At 60.1% G+C, this 16,032-nt stretch carries 12 protein-coding genes and 3 pseudogenes; 9 read left to right on the plus strand and 6 right to left on the minus strand.

Translation table 11 applies throughout. The features are described 5' to 3' along the window. Positions 1-20: 20 nt before the first annotated feature. Positions 21-914 (plus strand): LysR family transcriptional regulator, encoded by an 894-nt coding sequence (locus PverR02_RS10975; protein ID WP_079443308.1) that lies wholly within the window; start codon positions 21-23, stop codon positions 912-914. A 1,098-nt stretch (positions 915-2,012) separates the two neighbouring features. Here the strand turns inward: PverR02_RS10975 and PverR02_RS10985 are convergent. The 3 genes from PverR02_RS10985 to PverR02_RS10995 are packed head-to-tail and all read right to left on the minus strand — an operon-like array spanning position 2,013 to position 5,044. Beyond that, positions 2,013-3,110 (minus strand): DNA alkylation repair protein, encoded by a 1,098-nt coding sequence (locus PverR02_RS10985; protein WP_079443310.1) that lies wholly within the window; start codon positions 3,108-3,110, stop codon positions 2,013-2,015. A gap of 18 nt (positions 3,111-3,128) precedes the next feature. Beyond that, positions 3,129-4,475: a glutamine synthetase family protein gene (locus PverR02_RS10990; protein WP_079443311.1), complete on the minus strand. Its 1,347-nt coding sequence runs from the start codon at positions 4,473-4,475 to the stop codon at positions 3,129-3,131. An 11-nt stretch (positions 4,476-4,486) separates the two neighbouring features. Continuing rightward, complete coding sequence (locus PverR02_RS10995) at positions 4,487-5,044, minus strand: helix-turn-helix domain-containing protein (protein WP_017847055.1); 558 nt, start codon at positions 5,042-5,044, stop codon at positions 4,487-4,489. Positions 5,045-5,252: 208 nt separating this feature from the next. Here PverR02_RS10995 and PverR02_RS11000 point away from each other — a divergent pair, with 208 nt between their 5' ends. Beyond that, positions 5,253-6,446 (plus strand): MFS transporter, encoded by a 1,194-nt coding sequence (locus tag PverR02_RS11000; RefSeq protein WP_079443312.1) that lies wholly within the window; start codon positions 5,253-5,255, stop codon positions 6,444-6,446. Here the strand turns inward: PverR02_RS11000 and PverR02_RS11005 are convergent. Continuing rightward, positions 6,409-6,681 carry a DUF1652 domain-containing protein gene (locus PverR02_RS11005; RefSeq protein ID WP_017847058.1) on the minus strand — a complete coding sequence of 91 codons (273 nt, stop codon included), beginning with the start codon at positions 6,679-6,681 and terminating at the stop codon, positions 6,409-6,411. The genes PverR02_RS11000 and PverR02_RS11005 overlap by 38 nt on opposite strands. A gap of 130 nt (positions 6,682-6,811) precedes the next feature. Continuing rightward, positions 6,812-8,308 carry a helix-turn-helix transcriptional regulator gene (locus tag PverR02_RS11010; RefSeq protein WP_046384013.1) on the minus strand — a complete coding sequence of 499 codons (1,497 nt, stop codon included), beginning with the start codon at positions 8,306-8,308 and terminating at the stop codon, positions 6,812-6,814. 185 nt (positions 8,309-8,493) lie between these two features. Here PverR02_RS11010 and PverR02_RS11015 point away from each other — a divergent pair. Next, a pseudogene (locus PverR02_RS11015) lies at positions 8,494-9,114 on the plus strand (transglycosylase SLT domain-containing protein). 12 nt (positions 9,115-9,126) lie between these two features. On the opposite strand, the pseudogene PverR02_RS11020 reads toward PverR02_RS11015, so the two are convergent. Further along, positions 9,127-9,420, minus strand: a pseudogene (locus PverR02_RS11020) (hydratase); the annotation flags it as partial. Between the two features lie 469 nt (positions 9,421-9,889). Between PverR02_RS11020 and PverR02_RS11025 the strand changes: the two are divergent. The 6 genes and pseudogenes from PverR02_RS11025 to PverR02_RS11050 all read left to right on the plus strand — a co-directional run bounded on the left by PverR02_RS11025 (position 9,890) and on the right by PverR02_RS11050 (position 16,031). Further along, positions 9,890-10,141, plus strand: a complete 252-nt coding sequence (locus tag PverR02_RS11025) for a hypothetical protein (protein ID WP_046384010.1) — start codon at positions 9,890-9,892, stop codon at positions 10,139-10,141. 283 nt (positions 10,142-10,424) lie between these two features. After that, positions 10,425-10,769 (plus strand): FKBP-type peptidyl-prolyl cis-trans isomerase, encoded by a 345-nt coding sequence (locus tag PverR02_RS11030; protein ID WP_017847066.1) that lies wholly within the window; start codon positions 10,425-10,427, stop codon positions 10,767-10,769. A gap of 3 nt (positions 10,770-10,772) precedes the next feature. Beyond that, positions 10,773-11,027, plus strand: a pseudogene (locus PverR02_RS11035) (GNAT family N-acetyltransferase); the annotation flags it as partial. Positions 11,028-11,594: 567 nt separating this feature from the next. Further along, a complete protein-coding gene (gene mgtA, locus PverR02_RS11040) occupies positions 11,595-14,300 on the plus strand; it encodes a magnesium-translocating P-type ATPase (RefSeq protein ID WP_079443313.1) in 2,706 nt (901 codons plus the stop codon). An 86-nt stretch (positions 14,301-14,386) separates the two neighbouring features. Then, positions 14,387-15,103: an MgtC/SapB family protein gene (locus tag PverR02_RS11045; RefSeq protein WP_017847070.1), complete on the plus strand. Its 717-nt coding sequence runs from the start codon at positions 14,387-14,389 to the stop codon at positions 15,101-15,103. 301 nt (positions 15,104-15,404) lie between these two features. Then, a complete protein-coding gene (locus PverR02_RS11050) occupies positions 15,405-16,031 on the plus strand; it encodes a response regulator transcription factor (RefSeq protein WP_017847071.1) in 627 nt (208 codons plus the stop codon). Position 16,032 lies beyond the last annotated feature (1 nt).

A 16,032-nucleotide genomic window follows, 5' to 3' on the forward strand; every position in this document is an offset into this window, starting at 1 on the left:
GCTCACGGATTGGAGGCGCTATGTTCGACTGGAATGACCTGCGGTTTTTTCTTGAGTTGCAGCGCAGCGGCCGCCTGCTCACCGCCGCGCAACGCCTGAAAACCACCCACGCCACCGTGGCGCGGCATATCGAGGCGATCGAGAAAAGCCTCGGCACCGCGTTGTTCGTGCAGCACGCCCACGGCTATGAGTTGACGCCGTCCGGCGAGGCCCTGCTCAAACACGCCGAAGCCATGGAAAACGTCGCGCTGCTGGCCGAAGACGAACTGACCCACACCGCCGCGCCCCTGGGCAAGATCCGCCTGGGCGTGGCCGAAGGGCTGGGGGTGATGTTCCTCGCCAGCCGCATGGGCGGGCTGTTCGAGCGCTATCCGGGGTTGGAAGTGGAGCTGGTGGCCGTGCCGCGTTTCGTCAGCATCCTCAACCGCGAAGCCGAAATCAGCATCCACCTCGAACGTCCCAGCGTCGATCAACTGGTCACGCGCAAACTCACCGACTATCGCCTGGCGCTCTATGCCAGCCGCGCGTATCTGGCGCGCACCCCGCCGATTGAAAAACGCGAAGACCTCGCCGCCCATGCCTGGATCGATTACGTCGACGATCTGCTGTTCAGCCAGGAACTGAAACTGCTCAGCAGCTTCTGCCGCAACCCCAAAGTGGTGTTCCACAGCACCAGCGTGATCGCCCAGCACCAGGCGGCGCGTTCCGGGCTGGGGATTGCGGTGTTGCCGTGCTTCATGGCGGCCGGTGATCCGGACCTGGTGGCGTTGTTGCCGGGGGAGGGGATTCAGCGCAGCTATTGGATCAGCTCGCGCCGGGAACTGCACAAGTCGGTGCGGCTGCGGGTGTTGTGGGATTACGTGGTGGAGTTGTGCGCGCGGGAGCAGCCACTGTTGCTCGGCGGGTCCACCTGAAGAACCTGGATCAAAAATGTGGGAGGGCGCTTGCCCCCGATAGCAGTGTGTCAGCCAAAACATGCATGACTGAAGCACCGCTATCGGGGGCAAGCCCCCTCCCACATTTTTGACCGGATTCAGCTTCCAAGATCGGGTCGGCTATAAGGCCAAGCAAGAGCAAGAGCAGAGCAAAAGCAGCTCAGGGTCTATCTGATCTATGGGGATCCAAATGTGGGAGGGGGCTTGCCGCCGATAGCAGTGTGTCAGCCAAAACATGCATGACTGAAGCACCGCTATCGGGGGCAAGTCTCCTCCCACACTTTTGACCGGATTCAGCTTCCAAGATCAGGTCGGCTATAAGGCCAAGCAAGAGCAAGAGCAGAGCAAAAGCAGATCAGGGTCTATCTGATCTATGGGGATCCAAATGTGGGAGGGGGCTTGCCCCCGATAGCAGTGTGTCAGCCAAAACATGCATGACTGATTCACCGCGATCGGGGGCAAGCCCCCTCCCACATTTTTGACCGGATTCAGCTTCCAAGATCAGGTCGGCTATAAGGCCAAGCAAGAGCAAGAGCAGAGCAAAAGCAGCTCAGGGTCTATCTGATCTATGGGGATCCAAATGTGGGAGGGGGCTTGCCCCCGATAGCAGTGTGTCAGCCAAAACATGCATGACTGAAGCACCGCTATCGGGGGCAAGCCCCCTCCCACATTTTTGACCGGATTCAGCTTCCAAGATCAGGTCGGCTATAAGGCCAAGCAAGAGCAAGAGCAGAGCAAAAGCAGATCAGGGTCTATCTGATCTATGGAGATCCAAATGTGGGAGGGGGCTTGCCGCAGATAGCAGTGTGTCAGCCAAAACATGCATGACTGAAGCACCACTATCGGGGGCAAGCCCCCTCCCACACTTTTGACCGGATTCAGCTTCCAAGATCAGGTCGGCTATAAGGCCAAGCAAGAACAAAAGCATATCAGGGTCTATCTGATCTATGGAGATCCAAATGTGGGAGGGGGCTTGCCCCCGATAGCAGTGTGTCAGCCCAAACATGCATGACTGAAGCACCGCTATCGGGGGCAAGCCCCCTCCCACATTGGATCTGTGGTGTTGCTTGAACTGAGTCAATCGCGCAAGACGAATTCCGCGCTGCCCAGCCGTTCTCCATTCACCAGCACATGCACCGCGTGCTTGCCCGGGTAGTGCTTGCGCGTGGTCAGTTCACGGATATGTTGTTCGCGGCTGATGTGCTGCTGCTCGCCTGCGCCAAGGGTAAAGGCCTTTAGCTTGAACACTTTGGCCGCACGGTGGCCGGCGCTTTTTACGTAGTCGATGGCGTAGTCCACCACCAGTTTTTGTGGTGCGGCGGCGGTGGATTCGAGGCTGAAGGTCAGGTTGATCCGCTCCCCCAGTGTGATCACCGCCGGCGTGACGCGCAGGTGATGAATCTTGACCTCGGCCTTGGCTCCCGCGCCGATGATCGTCAGCGCGCGGGTGTTGCCCTGCTTGATCAGACTGCGCAGTGCATGGCGGGCGATCCAGGCGGTGTGCGGGTTATCCAGCGACCAGCCTTCGATCAGGCTGAGGACCCAATCGGGGTGGTCCTTGGTGATGTCGTTGAGGTGGTTGGCCACGGACTTGCGCACGTAGAGGCTGCTGTCGGCCTTGAGGTTGTCGAGGATCGACGCGCACAGCGCGGGGGTGGCCTGCACGTCGGCCAGGCGGAATGACCACGGCAGGCGCGGTCGCGAGCCTTCGCTGGCGAGGCGGCGCACGTGTTCGTTGTCATCCAGCGACCACTGTTGCATCACCGCCAGGGTGCGTTGGAAGTCGTGCAGCAAGAAGTGCCGGATCGCGAATTCGGCGGAGCCAAAGGTGGTGAAATATTTGAGCGCGGCCATGGAGCGCTCGAAGTCATCCCGGCCATGACTCGCCACGTAGTGCGGCAGGAACAGGCTGACAAAGCCGCTGTTCAAGCGCGGCGCGAGGGCATAGAGCCGCGTGAGAGTCTGTGGGTAATCCAGCGGGATCACCGCATGCAGGCTGTCGCTGACCCGCGCCACGCGCTGCATCACCGACAACTCGGCCAGCCCGGCCTTGGCGTGCTGGAGAAAGCCCTGGGCGTCGAACGCCGGGTACACCGCCGTCATCTCGGTGGCGATGTGTTGCAGGCGTTCGGCGTTGAAGATTTCCTTGAGGGCCGGGGCGCTTTGGTCGGTCATCGGTGATTCCATGGGGGGTTAGAGAAACCAGCGGTATTCCCGCGTGTTGATCTCCTGCTGAAACGCCAAGTGGTCCTGGCGTTTGTTCTCGCAGTACACGTCGACAAATTCCGCGCCCAGCTTATCGCGCAATACCGCTTGATGTTGCATGGCGCGCACGGCCTCGAGCATTTCCAGGGGGAAGTCGGTGCCGCTGTTGCGGTCGTCGTTCAGTGGGGCGATGGGTTCGCGCTTGGCGTCAAGCCCATGCTCCAACCCCACCAGAATCGCCGCCAACACCAGGTACGGGTTGGCATCGGCGCTGGCCAGGCGGTGTTCGATACGCAGGTTGCGCGGGTCGGACTCGGGGATGCGTACGCACGCATCGCGGTCTTCGAAGCCCCAGCTGGCACGGGTGGCGGCGTTGACCGTACCGCCCAGGCGGCGGAAGGCGTTGTGGTTCGGCGAGAAGATCGGCATGCAGTGCGGCAGCAACTCCAGGCAGCCGGCCACGGCGTGGCGCAGGGGTTGCTGTTGATGGGCCGCGAGTATGTTGTTGCCGGCGCCGTCGTACAGGCTGACATGCACGTGCATGCCGCTGCCGGGGAATTGCAGGTAGGGCTTGGCCATGAAGCTGGCGCGGTAGCCGTGCTTGAGCGCCACGCCGCGGGTGCTGCGGCAGAACAGGGCGGCCCAGTCGGCAGCGCGCAGGCCATCGTCCAAGTGGCCGAAGTTGATCTCGAACTGGCCGGGGCCGAGTTCTGCGGTGATCACCGTGATGTCGATGCCTTGGTCCTTGGCGGTTTGCGCCATATCGTCGAGCACCTCGCTGAAGCGCGACAGTCGCTCGATATGCAGGTTGGGCTGGTCGTCGGCGTCGTTACTCAGCGGGTCGCGGGCGAATTGCGGCAGGCCGTTGTCGAGCTGCTTGTCGAACAGGTAAAACTCCAGTTCAAAGGCCACCACCGGGTGAATGCCTTTGTGGTGCAGGCGTTCCAGGACCTTGGCCAATACTTCCCGCGGTTCGAATTCGATCGGTGCTTGCGTACCGTCCGAGGTGATCAGCATCTGGCCCAGCGGCTGCGACTCCCAGCTCACCGGCTTGAGCGTGCCCGGTACCAGGCGGCGGTTGGCGTCGGGGTCGCCATCGTTGAAGCAGTAATCACCGATTTTGAACAACCCGCCCTGAACCCCCAGCAGCACGGCGTTCTGCGGCAGCTTCAAGGGGCCGCCGGCGGCGACTTTTTCCAGCATCTCCACCGGGTAGCGCTTGCCGTAGAAATGCCCGGGGATGTCCAGGGCGATCAGGTCGACATAACGCACGTCGGGGTGGTTCTGGCGAAAGCTCCGTACTTCGGCCAGCAGCGTGGAGGAATGGCTTTTCACGGGTGTAGCTCCTAGTTGTAAACCCACAGCACGCGGGCGGGCAGTTCGGTCAGGTTGGCGTAGCGGCAACGGGCGAAACTGGCCAGGTGGAAGCTGTCGCCTTGGTGCAGGGTGACCGAGTCGGCTTCCCCTTCCACCCACAGCGTCAACTCACCCTCCAGCACAAACCCGGCCTGCTCGGCGCGGTCGCTCATGGTCTGCTCACCGCTATTGGCTCCGGGGGCCAGCAGGCTGTCGAGCATCGAAAACGCACCGTTCATGTTGGGGGAGACCAGGATGTCGGTGATGCCATTGGCGTAATACACCGTGCGCCGCTCGTTGGGGCGCGTCACCCAGTTGATGGCCTTGGGCTTGCTCAGGCTGTAGAAATAGGTGGTGGGCACGTCAAGGGCGTGGCTGATCGCGGTCAGGTCCGCCACGGTCGGGCGTGACAGGCCTCGTTCGACCTGAGACAGGAAACCCACCGAACGCTCGATCTTTTGCGCCAATTGCGCGAGGGTGAGTTTCTTGTACTTGCGCAGGTCGTGGATCAGGATTGCCAGGGCTTCGAGTTCTTCTTGTTGGTTCATGAAATTTATTTCGTTAAATTTCATGAAAAATTACAGGATAAATTTCACGAGGGCAATAGGTTTGTGCTGCTCAAAACCACTAACGGCACCATCCTCGAGATCACCCCGGTCAAGCAATAATCCGCTGGCAACGTCTGCTTTTTTTCGGGTTACTGAGGTAAGGTGACCGGCTGCAATGGCCGCGTTACCTTCATGGAATGAGAGCAGGATGCTTGCCACCCTAAGACACTACCCCCGCACAGTGAAGCTGTTGCTGTCCGCCACGTTGATGTTGACGCTGGCCAAGGCGATCACCTTTCCGTACCTGGTTATCTACCTCACCCGGCATTTTACCCTGGACATCACCCAGGTCGGCCTGGTGATCGGCAGTTCGCTGATCGTCGGTTCGTTGCTCAGCGTGTATGGCGGGTTTCTCGTCGATCGCATCAGCAGCTATCGGTTACTGCTGGGCTTGAGTGCGCTGTTTGTCGTGGGCTTTATCGGTACGGTGCTCGCGCAGACTATCTGGGCGTTCTATGGCTGCCTGATCCTGATCAACCTGGCTTACGCGGTCATCGATATTGCGATCAAAGCCGGCTTTGCCAGCCTGTTGCCGGAAGACGCGCGCAGTGAGGTGTTTTCCATCAAGTACACCCTGACCAATATCGGCTATGCGGTGGGGCCGTTCTTTGGTGCGATGGTGGCCAGGTTGGATATCAGCTTGCCGTTTATGCTGTCGGCGCTGTTGGGGGCGGGTTTTTTCCTGCTGTACTGGCGCTGGGGTGATCGTGCGCTGGCCACTGTCGATGCCACGCAAAAGCCGGTGTCGTTCCTGGCTGTCGGCCGCGTGCTGTTGAAGGATCGGCGCCTGGTGTGCTTCACCGTTGGCGGCGTGCTCAGTGCGGTGGTGTTCGGCCAGTTCACGGCTTACCTGTCGCAATACCTGGTGACCACCACCACAGCTGAATACACCTACAAGGTCATCAGCGCGGTGCTTACGACGAACGCCGTGTTGGTGATTGCCTTGCAATACGTGATCGGTCGGCGCATCTCGCACCGTTACCTGAGCCAGTGGCTGATCTTCGGCTTGAGCATGTTCATGCTGGGGTTGATCGGCTTTGCGCTGTCCACCAGCGTGCTGTGGTGGGTGCTGGCGATGGCGGTGTTTACCGTGGGGGAAATCGTCGTGTTCCCGGCCGAGTACATGTTTATCGACCGTATTGCCCCGGACCACCTGCGCGGCATGTATTACGGCGCGCAAAACCTGTCCAACCTCGGCGCCGCGCTGGGGCCGGTGCTGTGCGGGTTGGTGTTGGCCAGCCTGCCGGCGCATTACATGTTCTACATGCTGGGGGCGTTTATCGTCGGTGGCGGGGTGTTCTATTTCATGGGTGCGAGGCTGAAGGCAAGTCATCCAGAGTGAGTTTGCCCAGGTGGTTGCTGTGCAGCTCGTAGCGTAATTCTTCGACCATCTTGTCCACTTCTTGCGGGGTCTGCAGCCGATTGGTGCTGATCCCGGTGACCACCAGGTCGACCCGGCCGGTTTCGGCGTCGAAGACTTTGAGGGTCAGCGACGCGTCCCGGCACAGGGTGAATTCGCACGTCAGCGGCGACAGGCCTTCTTCGATGCAATTTCGCAATTGAGACAGGGTAAACATGCTAATTCCTTCCGGGTGTGGAATACGACGACACAGGATCGAAAGCCTGTGCCCACCTCAGGAAGGTTAAGCATTACACCTAGGCGCAATAAGGCGAATTCGCACTAGCCGCACTAGTGCATTTGCACTTTCAGCGCTTGTTTTTCAGACGCAGTTCACCGGCGAACAGCCCGCGCTCACGGGCCCAAACGATCGCTGCACTACGGCTATGCACCCCCAGTTTGGAATACACCGTGGCCACATGGTTACGCACCGTGTTGGGCGCCAGCTTCAGGCGCGAGGCGATCTCTTTGTCGGCCAGGCCTTCGCAAATCAAACCCAGCACATCGCGCTCGCGGGTGGTGAGATCGGTGAAGGCAATGCCCGGCACATTGGGTCGGTTGGCGCCTTTGGCGTTGGCCAGCTTTTCGATCAGGGTCTGGCTGAACCAGGAGGCGTCCTGCATCACTTCTTCGATGGCCGCCACCAGCTCCAGCTCCGAGCGCTTGCGTTCGGTGATGTTCATCAGCACCAGCAGGTAGCAGGGCACGTCCTGGATGCTCACGGTATCGGCGGACACCACGCAGTCGATCACCTCAGCGCCTTTCTTGCGCACCTTCAGATCCAGCCCGTCGAGGTTGCCGGCTTTTTCCAGAGTGGCGAACAACTGCGCGCAGGCTTGGGCGCTGTCGATGAAGTCGATGTCTTCGATGGCTTTGCCGATCAGTTCTTCACTGGTGTAGCCGGTAATGCTCATGAAGGCTTCGTTGATATCCACCACTTGACGGTTGTCGGCGTTGCACACCAGGGTTGGCACCGGCGTCAGGCGGAACGACTTGGCGAAGCGCTCCTCACTCTGGCGCAGGGCGATTTCTGCCTTGCGCCGCGGTTCCAGGTCGGTGAAGGAAAACAACATGCAGTCTTCCTCGTTCATGTCCAACGGCTGGCCGGCCACGATCACCAACTTGCTGCCGCCCTCGGGCAATCGCAATTCGGCCTGCATCTGCGGGATGGTCGCGCCTTCGGCCAGGCGCTGGATGGCCAGGTCCTTGCGCTCGGCGTGTTCCAGCACGTCCAGTTCATACACCGAGCGGCCGATCACTTGGTCGCGGTTATAGCCGGTCATCTCCAGAAAGCCCTGGTTGACCTTGATATAGCGCAGGTCGCTGAGGCGACAGATCACGGCGGGCGCGGGGTTGGCGTTGAAGGTTTTTTCGAAGCGCTGCTCGGCACTCGCCCATTCGGTGGCGTCGCTGAGGATCAACACCAAAAGCTCCGGTTCGCCGCGTGAATCGGTCAGCACCAGGCTGCGCAGGCGATGGACCCAACTGCGCTCGTCGTCGCCGGTGGGGCTGACTTCCACGATCACGTCGCTGAACGCTTCGCCGGCCGCCACCCGGCTGAGCGGGTAGTTGTCCGGCAACAGCGGGTGGTTATTGCGATAGCGCAAGGCGAACCGCTCGGCATAGGCCTGATTGTTGGCGCCCAGGTGTTCGACCGCGCTGACCCCGTGCATGGTCAGCGCGGCCTCGTTGGCCCAGAGGATGGTTTGGTCGAGCTCGGCCAAAATCACCCCGTCGGACAACCCGGAGATGATCTGCTGCAATTGGCGGCGGTTGGTTTCTTTGGCGAGGACGTCCTGGCTCATGGTTTCTCCTGGGAATGGGCGCATGCGAGTTACGACACCCAGGCTGCGCGATAGTGCAGCGCAACTGCCCCGTGCGATCTGGCGCACGCTGCTGTTGCGCACGGCGCTGAACGTTTCCTTTCTTCACCTGCCGCGTTGAATGGGTAAAATGCCGGCTTTTTACGCGTATCCCGCAAAGGTGCATCTTGAACGCAGGCAAAGCTGTCGGCTTGTTATTACTCACTTCGCTGCTGGCGGCCTGCGGCACCTCGCCACCCCGCACGCCCAACGACCTCTGCGGCATCTTTCGCGAAAAGGCCGACTGGTACGACGCCGCCCAAGTCACCCAAAAGCGCTGGGGCGTGCCGATCCAGTTACCGTTCGCCATCATGTACCAGGAATCGGCCTTTCGGCAGGACGCCAAGGCTCCGCGTAACTACCTGTTGTGGATCATCCCCTGAGGCCGCGTCTCCACCGCCGCCGGCTACGCCCAGGCCAAGGATGAAGTGTGGAACGACTACCGCAAAAGCACCGGCCGCAGCGGCGCCAGCCGTCAGGACTTCGACGACGCCATCGACTTCGTCGGTTGGTACATGGACAAGACCTACACCATCAACGGCGTTTACAAGTACGACGCCTACGGCCAATACCTGAACTACCACGAAGGCTGGGGCGGCTATCGCCAGCGCACCTACGCCAGCAAAGCCTGGCTACCCCCCGTGGCCAGCAAAGTGCAGGCTCGCTCGCAGCTGTATGCGCAGCAATATGCGGGTTGCAAGAATGATTTGGGGCGTGGGTTCTGGAGCCGGTTTTGGCATTGGTTGTGAGGCCGCTCGTGCTCAACGCGGCAATGCTCGATGCTGCATATAGCCCAGCATCTGATCGTACAGGTCAACCCGCCGATCCCTTTGCAGATCATTGAGGCTGTTCCAGATGGGCGCACTGCGCGCGCTGCTCAGGTCGATATCGGCGAACAGGATTTCCTGGCGATTGGCCGACGCCACCTTGCCGATAGGCCACCCATTGGTCCCGGCAATCAGCGAACACCCCAGGTAACGGGCATCGCGCTCTTCGCCGATTCGACTGGCGGCGGCAATAAACACGTTATTGACGTGTGCTGCCGTCATCGTCTGGAAAGCTCCGGCAGCACGATCAGATTGGCGCCGCCGTTCGCTGCCGCGGCTGCCAACTCCAGGCTACGTCGCAGGTTTGCGGTACGGTGGTCCACACCGACCTGGGGATCGAATTGCACAACAGAAACACGTACAGGGCTTGTGGCTTGGTTCATTGCGGGGTGATCTCTTTGGATGGCTACAGCCAAAGTGGCTGGCGTTCCATAAGAGGTGATTTGACGGGCGGGAGAAAATCGGGCGCTTCCGGTTGAGGTGTCAGTGGGCTCTTGATAGTTCGCTGCCCCTATTCGTGGAGAGAGGTCAGGTCTTTTGGTCCCAGCGAAATTGGATCGACATGCACTAGCGTTGGTTGTGAGAACGACACCCGGCAACTGGTACAGACCTGTGAACTCTGACAGTAGGCAGGATGCAGTGAGCTTCTTAAGCTGTTGCGTGTGCCCTCACGCATTGTTGAAGAAGGAAACTGACAATGAAAAAGTCTGAATTTAGCGCTTACCTTGATAAAGAGATTAATACTGCCCAGGGCCGTATCTCATCCAAGGACAGCAAGTCCGATAAGGTCGATTCGGGCCGGGTGGAGTTTTTGACAGCGTTGAAGGATGTTGTCGATGGGAAGCCCCAGCCTAAAAATGTGGGCGTTGTCGGCGCCGTCAATGACGTGTTGCAGACACTAGGTCTGCTCTCTCGCGACAAAACCTTACTATCCGGCCTTGAGCTTTGAGGCGGTGATTGCTTTTGTTGTGGTGAGGCAATCGTCCCTCATCACAACGCGTGCCGCCGGTTCAGCTCGGCAGCATGCACTCCAGCGATCAATTCACCGCCCCCTCCGATTATGTTCACCGAGTGCGATCTCGAAATAGCGCCTGTGCGCGAGGTGCTGCCCAGCCGGCGGAAACGCCCCGCAGGTTAAAGAGAAATGTCATTGAGCCGACGCTTCCTCCACTTGCCAAACCCACCCAATTCTGGGAAAACCCCAGCCTTTGCGCAGTCAACGAGAGCCCCCCATGAGCGACGAACAACTCCAGATCACCGACATCCGCCCCGGCACCGGCAAGGCCGTGGTCAAGGGCGCGTTGATCACCACTCAATACACCGGCACCCTGGAAGATGGCACGGTGTTCGATTCGTCGTGGGAACGGGGCAAGCCGTTTCAGTGTGTGATTGGAACGGGCCGGGTGATCAAGGGCTGGGACCAGGGGTTGATGGGCATGCAAGTCGGCGGTGTACGCACATTGTTCGTACCGGCGCACCTGGCGTATGGCGAACGTTCGATGGGCGCGCATATCAAGCCGAACAGCCCTTTGCGCTTTGAAATTGAATTGCTGGAAGTACTGACGCGTGATGATTGAGGGCGGCGGTTGCACGCCGACCTCGAAGCATGGGCCGTCACGCAGGGTGCCGAGTGGCTGCGCCTGACGGTGGTGGTCGGTAATCGCAAGGCCGAGCGTTTCTGGCCGAAACTGGGGTATGTGCCGGTGCGTATTCGCGAGGGGATCAGGATGGGGCGACAGCTGAATACGGTGTCGATTCAGGTCAAGGCGCTGGTGGGTGGGCAGGTGGATGATTACCTGATACGGGTGCCGCGAGATCGACCTGTTGCACCTTAGCTGCGGATAGACACATTCAACCTGTGGGAGGGAGCTTGCTCCCGATGGCGATGGTGCAGCTAGAGATAAGCTAACTGCCCCACCGCCATCGGGAGCAAGCTCCCTCCCACATTTATGCCTCGGAGGGCTTCAAGATAGGGGTTCCTGAACCCATCCTGAAGAATCCTCTTATTCATCATGCAGGTACTTTCCTACGGTTTACTCTCCTGTAATCGGGGCGTAAGCTTCGCGCGTTTTCATCAATAGCGGAGACCCTCAGTGGGTACTTGTTCAAGTGACAGTCGTCGGCCGGTTTCGGTAACCGGCACAGACTTGGCAAGGTAACGCGCATTCTTCCGATGCCGTTGTCTCGCCAAACAGCGAGAAGCGGCATCCCGGCAGCGACCAGTCCTGGCGCCTGCCTCGATCCACTCTCATCGACGCTGACCAGCACCTGACTCACCTCAGGTTGCTACGGACGCGCCTGCCTTTTTGCGGCGGGCGGGCCAGGCTGGCTGTGCCTTTTTGATCGGGCGCGGCGCAGTTGGCCGTACCTGCACGACGGTTTCCTCGCGCAGGAGTAACACCATGAACTTCACTCTGTTGAAAGAGTTCTTTGCCGGCTTCCTGCGGACCCGGCATATCGCTCGGCATTTCCGTCGCCTGGCACTGCTCGACAGCGTCACTGACGCCAGCGTTAGCCGCGAAGTCCCGCCGAGCCTGGCGCAAACCCTGGTGGCTGCGGCCAACAGCGGCGCGGAACAATTGCTGGGCACCCTGGGCAGTCACGCCGAAGGCTTGGACGTCCAGGAAGCCGACGCGTTGCGGGAGCAATACGGCCTCAATGAAGTCGAACACGAACAGCCGCTGCCCTGGTGGGTCCACCTGTGGCATTGCTACAAGAACCCCTTCAACCTGCTGCTGACCTTGCTGGCGGTGATCTCCTGGCTGACCGAAGACATGAAGGCCGCCACGGTGATTTTTTCCATGGTGGTGCTGTCGACGCTGCTGCGTTTCTGGCAGGAGGCCAAGTCGAACAAGGCTGCCGACGCACTCAAGGACATGGTGAGCAATACCGCGACGGTGTTGCGCCGCGAGGCGGCCAAACCCATCGAGCTGCCGATCAAGCAACTGGTGCCGGGCGACCTGATCGTGCTGTCGGCCGGCGACATGATCCCCGCCGACTGCCGCGTGCTCAATGCCAAGGACCTGTTCGTCAGCCAGGCGGCGATGACCGGCGAATCGATGCCGGTGGAGAAGTTCGCCCAGCAGAAGGATGCCAAGACGCGCAACCCGCTGGACCTGGAAAACATCCTGTTCATGGGCACCAACGTGGTGTCCGGCGCGGCGACGGCAGTGATTCTGACCACCGGCAACAGCACCTATTTCGGCGCGTTGGCCCAGCGCGTCACCGCCACGGATCGCGCGACCACCTCGTTCCAGCAGGGCGTCAACAAAGTCAGTTGGCTGCTGATCCGCTTCATGTTCGTGATGGCGCCGCTGGTGTTGTTCATCAACGGTTTCACCAAGGGCGACTGGACCGAAGCGCTGCTGTTCGCGCTGTCGATTGCCGTGGGCCTGACCCCGGAAATGCTGCCGATGATCGTCACCTCGACGTTGGCCAAGGGCGCGGTGTTTCTGTCGCGCAAAAAGGTCATCGTCAAGCGCCTGGACGCGATCCAGAACTTCGGCGCCATGGACGTACTGTGTACGGACAAAACTGGCACGCTGACCCAGGACAAGATTTTCCTGGCGCGCCATGTGGACGTGTGGGGCGAAGAGTCCGACGACGTGCTGGAAATGGCCTACCTCAACAGTTACTACCAGACCGGTCTGAAAAACCTGCTGGACGTGGCGGTGCTGGAACACGTGGAGGTGCATCGCGAGCTGAAAGTCGCCACCGCGTTCCAGAAGGTCGATGAGATCCCGTTCGACTTCAACCGGCGCCGGATGTCGGTGGTGGTGGCCGAGCAAGGCCAGCCGCACCTGTTGATCTGCAAAGGCGCGGTGGAAGAGATTCTGTCGGTGTGCAACCGGGTGCGCCACGGTGACTCCAACGAAGCGCTGACCGATGAGTTGCTGGCGCGCATCCGCCAAGTGACCGCGGCATTCAACGAAGAAGGCTTGCGGGTGGTCGCGGTCGCCGCGCAGCCGATGTCAGCGGGGCGCGATACCTACAACCTGGCGGATGAAAAAAACCTGACGTTGATCGGTTATGTGGCCTTCCTCGATCCGCCCAAGGAAAGCACCGCGCCTGCCCTCAAGGCCCTCAAAGCCCACGGCGTGGCCGTCAAAGTGCTGACGGGCGATAACGAACTGGTCACCGCCAAGATCTGCCGCGAAGTGGGCCTGGAGCAGCAAGGCCTGCTGATGGGCAACGACATCGAGGACATGACCGACGCCGAACTGGCCAAGGCCGTGGAAACCACCAACGTATTCGCCAGGCTGACGCCGTCGCACAAGGAACGCATCGTGCGCCTGCTCAAGGCCAACGGCCATGTGGTGGGCTTCATGGGCGATGGGATCAACGACGCACCGGCGCTGCGCACGGCCGATATCGGTATTTCGGTGGACAGCGCGGTGGACATCGCCAAGGAAGCGGCTGACATCATCCTGCTGGAAAAGAGCCTGATGATCCTGGAGGAGGGCGTGCTCGAAGGCCGGCGCACCTTCGCCAACATGCTCAAGTACATCAAGATGACCGCCAGCTCCAACTTCGGCAACGTGTTTTCGGTGCTGGTCGCCAGTGCGTTCATTCCGTTCCTGCCGATGCTGCCCATGCATTTACTGGTGCAGAACCTGCTGTACGACATTTCGCAGATCGCGATTCCATTCGATAACGTCGATGAAGACATGCTCGCCAAGCCGCAACGCTGGCAACCGGGGGATGTGGGCCGTTTCATGCTGTTTTTCGGGCCGATCAGTTCGATCTTTGACATCACCACGTTCGCACTCATGTGGTATGTGTTCGATGCCAACACCCCGGACCACCAGACCCTGTTCCAGTCGGGTTGGTTCGTGGTGGGGTTGCTGACCCAGACGCTGATCGTACACATGATCCGCACCCCGAAAATCCCGTTCCTGCAAAGCCGTGCGGCAATGCCGCTGATGGTGATGACGGGGGTGATCATGGCCGTGGGGATTTTCCTGCCGATGGGGCCGCTGGCGCACTACTTCAAACTGCAGGCGTTGCCGTCGCTGTACTTTGTGTTCCTGCCCGTGATTCTGTTGGGGTACATGGCGTTGACCCAGGCGGTGAAGGGCTACTACATCCGTAAGTTTGGCTGGCAATAACAGTTGTATCGAACGCGCCTGGGCCCGGTGGGAGCCGGGCCTGCCCGCGATGGCAGTGGGGCTGCCGCCGCATTCATGGAGTTTTTATGCAGGCAATCAACAACATCAACCTCGATTCCCTGATCGATACCGTGGTCAGCCTGACCGCCGCGTTTATCCTCGGCGGCTTGATCGGCTTCGAGCGCCAGTACCGCCAGCGCACGGCGGGCTTGCGCACCAACGTGCTGGTCGCAGTGGGCGCGGCGATTTTCGTCGACATGGCCAACCGCCTGGGCGGTGCAGACGGTGCTGTGCGGGTGGTCGCCTATGTGGTGTCGGGCATCGGCTTTCTGGGGGCCGGCGTGATCATGCGCGAAGAAGGCAACGTGCGCGGGCTCAACACCGCCGCCACCCTCTGGGCCTCGGCCGCGGTGGGCGCCTGTGCCGGTGCCGACCTGATCCTCGAAGCGCTGCTGGGCACGCTGTTCGTACTGGCGGCCAATACGCTGCTGCGGCCGATCGTCAATAACATCAACCGCCAGCCACTGGATGTGGTGTCGGCGGAGGTGACCAACATCCTCTATGTGATTGCGCGGCGTAGCCAGCAACAGGCGGTCATGGTGTTGCTGGAAGCCGAGCTGGCACGTTGCAACTACCCCGCCAGCGATGTCGATGTGCGCCCGTTTGGCAGCGAAGAAGTGGAGATCGAAGCGACCCTGGCGGCCACTTCCGTAGACGGTGATGAACTGGACGCCCTGGTGACGCGCATTTCCATGTCGAGCCTGGTGGTGCAGGCTTTCTGGAGCCCAAGTACCACCGACTGATCCACCCTGGTCAAGCCTAGGCATACCCAGGATTGGCTATGCTTTTGTAAGGAAAAGTCCTACACGCAGTCAGGATTATCCCTTCGTAAGAAACATCACCCCATTGCTAAGGTTGATCGCTGCGGCTGGCCGGCAGCAATGATATGGCTTCATATGTTCGTGGTGATTTTCAAGGGAAGGGACCAGGCACCCGTCTGTTGGCGCTCTGAGGGACTGTACCGTTCGTCGGGACTGTCAATTCTCACAGGTGGCTGGATCCCGTGTGATGTGTCAGCGTACTTTGTCCTCTCAGGGGTGTTTTATGAGCAAAGCGTTAGTAGTGGATGACCACCCGTTTATTCGTGCCACTGTCAAATTTCTGTTGAAGCAGGAAGGTTTTACTGAAATTGATGAAGCGGGTAATGGCGCGGATGCCGTGCAGAAGGCCAGAGAAGGGCGCCCGGACCTGGTGATTCTCGACCTGGCGATGCCCAAGTTGGGTGGCCTGGAGGTCATCAGTCGGATCAAGGCCTTGGGCCTGCCGTGCAAGATCCTGGTGCTCACGTCCTACTTGGCGGTGTTTTTTTCGACCCGGTGCATGCGGGCCGGTGCCATGGGGTTTGTCGCCAAGACCGGCGAGTTGGACGAGCTGCAAAAAGCAATCAAGGCTGTGATGTGCAACTACAGTTGCTTTCCCAGCCTGCCCACCAGTTCGGTGCGCCGCGATGATTTGCAGACCTCCGAGCACGAGTTGGTGGAAGCTCTTTCGGACCGCGAGTTGACGGTGCTGCAGAAGCTGGCCCTGGGCCTGGGCAACAAGGAAATCGCCGAGGACATGCTGCTGAGCCACAAGACCATCAGCACGTACAAAACCCGCCTGAAGGAGAAGTTGCGCATGTCCTCCGTCGTGCATTTATCCAAGTTCGCCCAGCGCAATCACTTGATCTGAA

It is taken from the genome of Pseudomonas veronii (assembly GCF_002028325.1).
GTDB lineage: Bacteria > Pseudomonadota > Gammaproteobacteria > Pseudomonadales > Pseudomonadaceae > Aquipseudomonas > Aquipseudomonas veronii.

Coding starts and splice junctions, on each gene's coding strand:
- PverR02_RS10975 (WP_079443308.1), top strand. CDS start 21: ATGTTCGACTGGAATGACCTGCGGTTTTTTCTTGAGTTGCAGCGCAGC.
- PverR02_RS10985 (WP_079443310.1), bottom strand. CDS start 3,110: ATGACCGACCAAAGCGCCCCGGCCCTCAAGGAAATCTTCAACGCCGAA.
- PverR02_RS10995 (WP_017847055.1), bottom strand. CDS start 5,044: ATGAACCAACAAGAAGAACTCGAAGCCCTGGCAATCCTGATCCACGAC.
- PverR02_RS11000 (WP_079443312.1), top strand. CDS start 5,253: ATGCTTGCCACCCTAAGACACTACCCCCGCACAGTGAAGCTGTTGCTG.
- PverR02_RS11005 (WP_017847058.1), bottom strand. CDS start 6,681: ATGTTTACCCTGTCTCAATTGCGAAATTGCATCGAAGAAGGCCTGTCG.
- PverR02_RS11010 (WP_046384013.1), bottom strand. CDS start 8,308: ATGAGCCAGGACGTCCTCGCCAAAGAAACCAACCGCCGCCAATTGCAG.
- PverR02_RS11025 (WP_046384010.1), top strand. CDS start 9,890: ATGAAAAAGTCTGAATTTAGCGCTTACCTTGATAAAGAGATTAATACT.
- PverR02_RS11030 (WP_017847066.1), top strand. CDS start 10,425: ATGAGCGACGAACAACTCCAGATCACCGACATCCGCCCCGGCACCGGC.
- mgtA (WP_079443313.1), top strand. CDS start 11,595: ATGAACTTCACTCTGTTGAAAGAGTTCTTTGCCGGCTTCCTGCGGACC.
- PverR02_RS11045 (WP_017847070.1), top strand. CDS start 14,387: ATGCAGGCAATCAACAACATCAACCTCGATTCCCTGATCGATACCGTG.
- PverR02_RS11050 (WP_017847071.1), top strand. CDS start 15,405: ATGAGCAAAGCGTTAGTAGTGGATGACCACCCGTTTATTCGTGCCACT.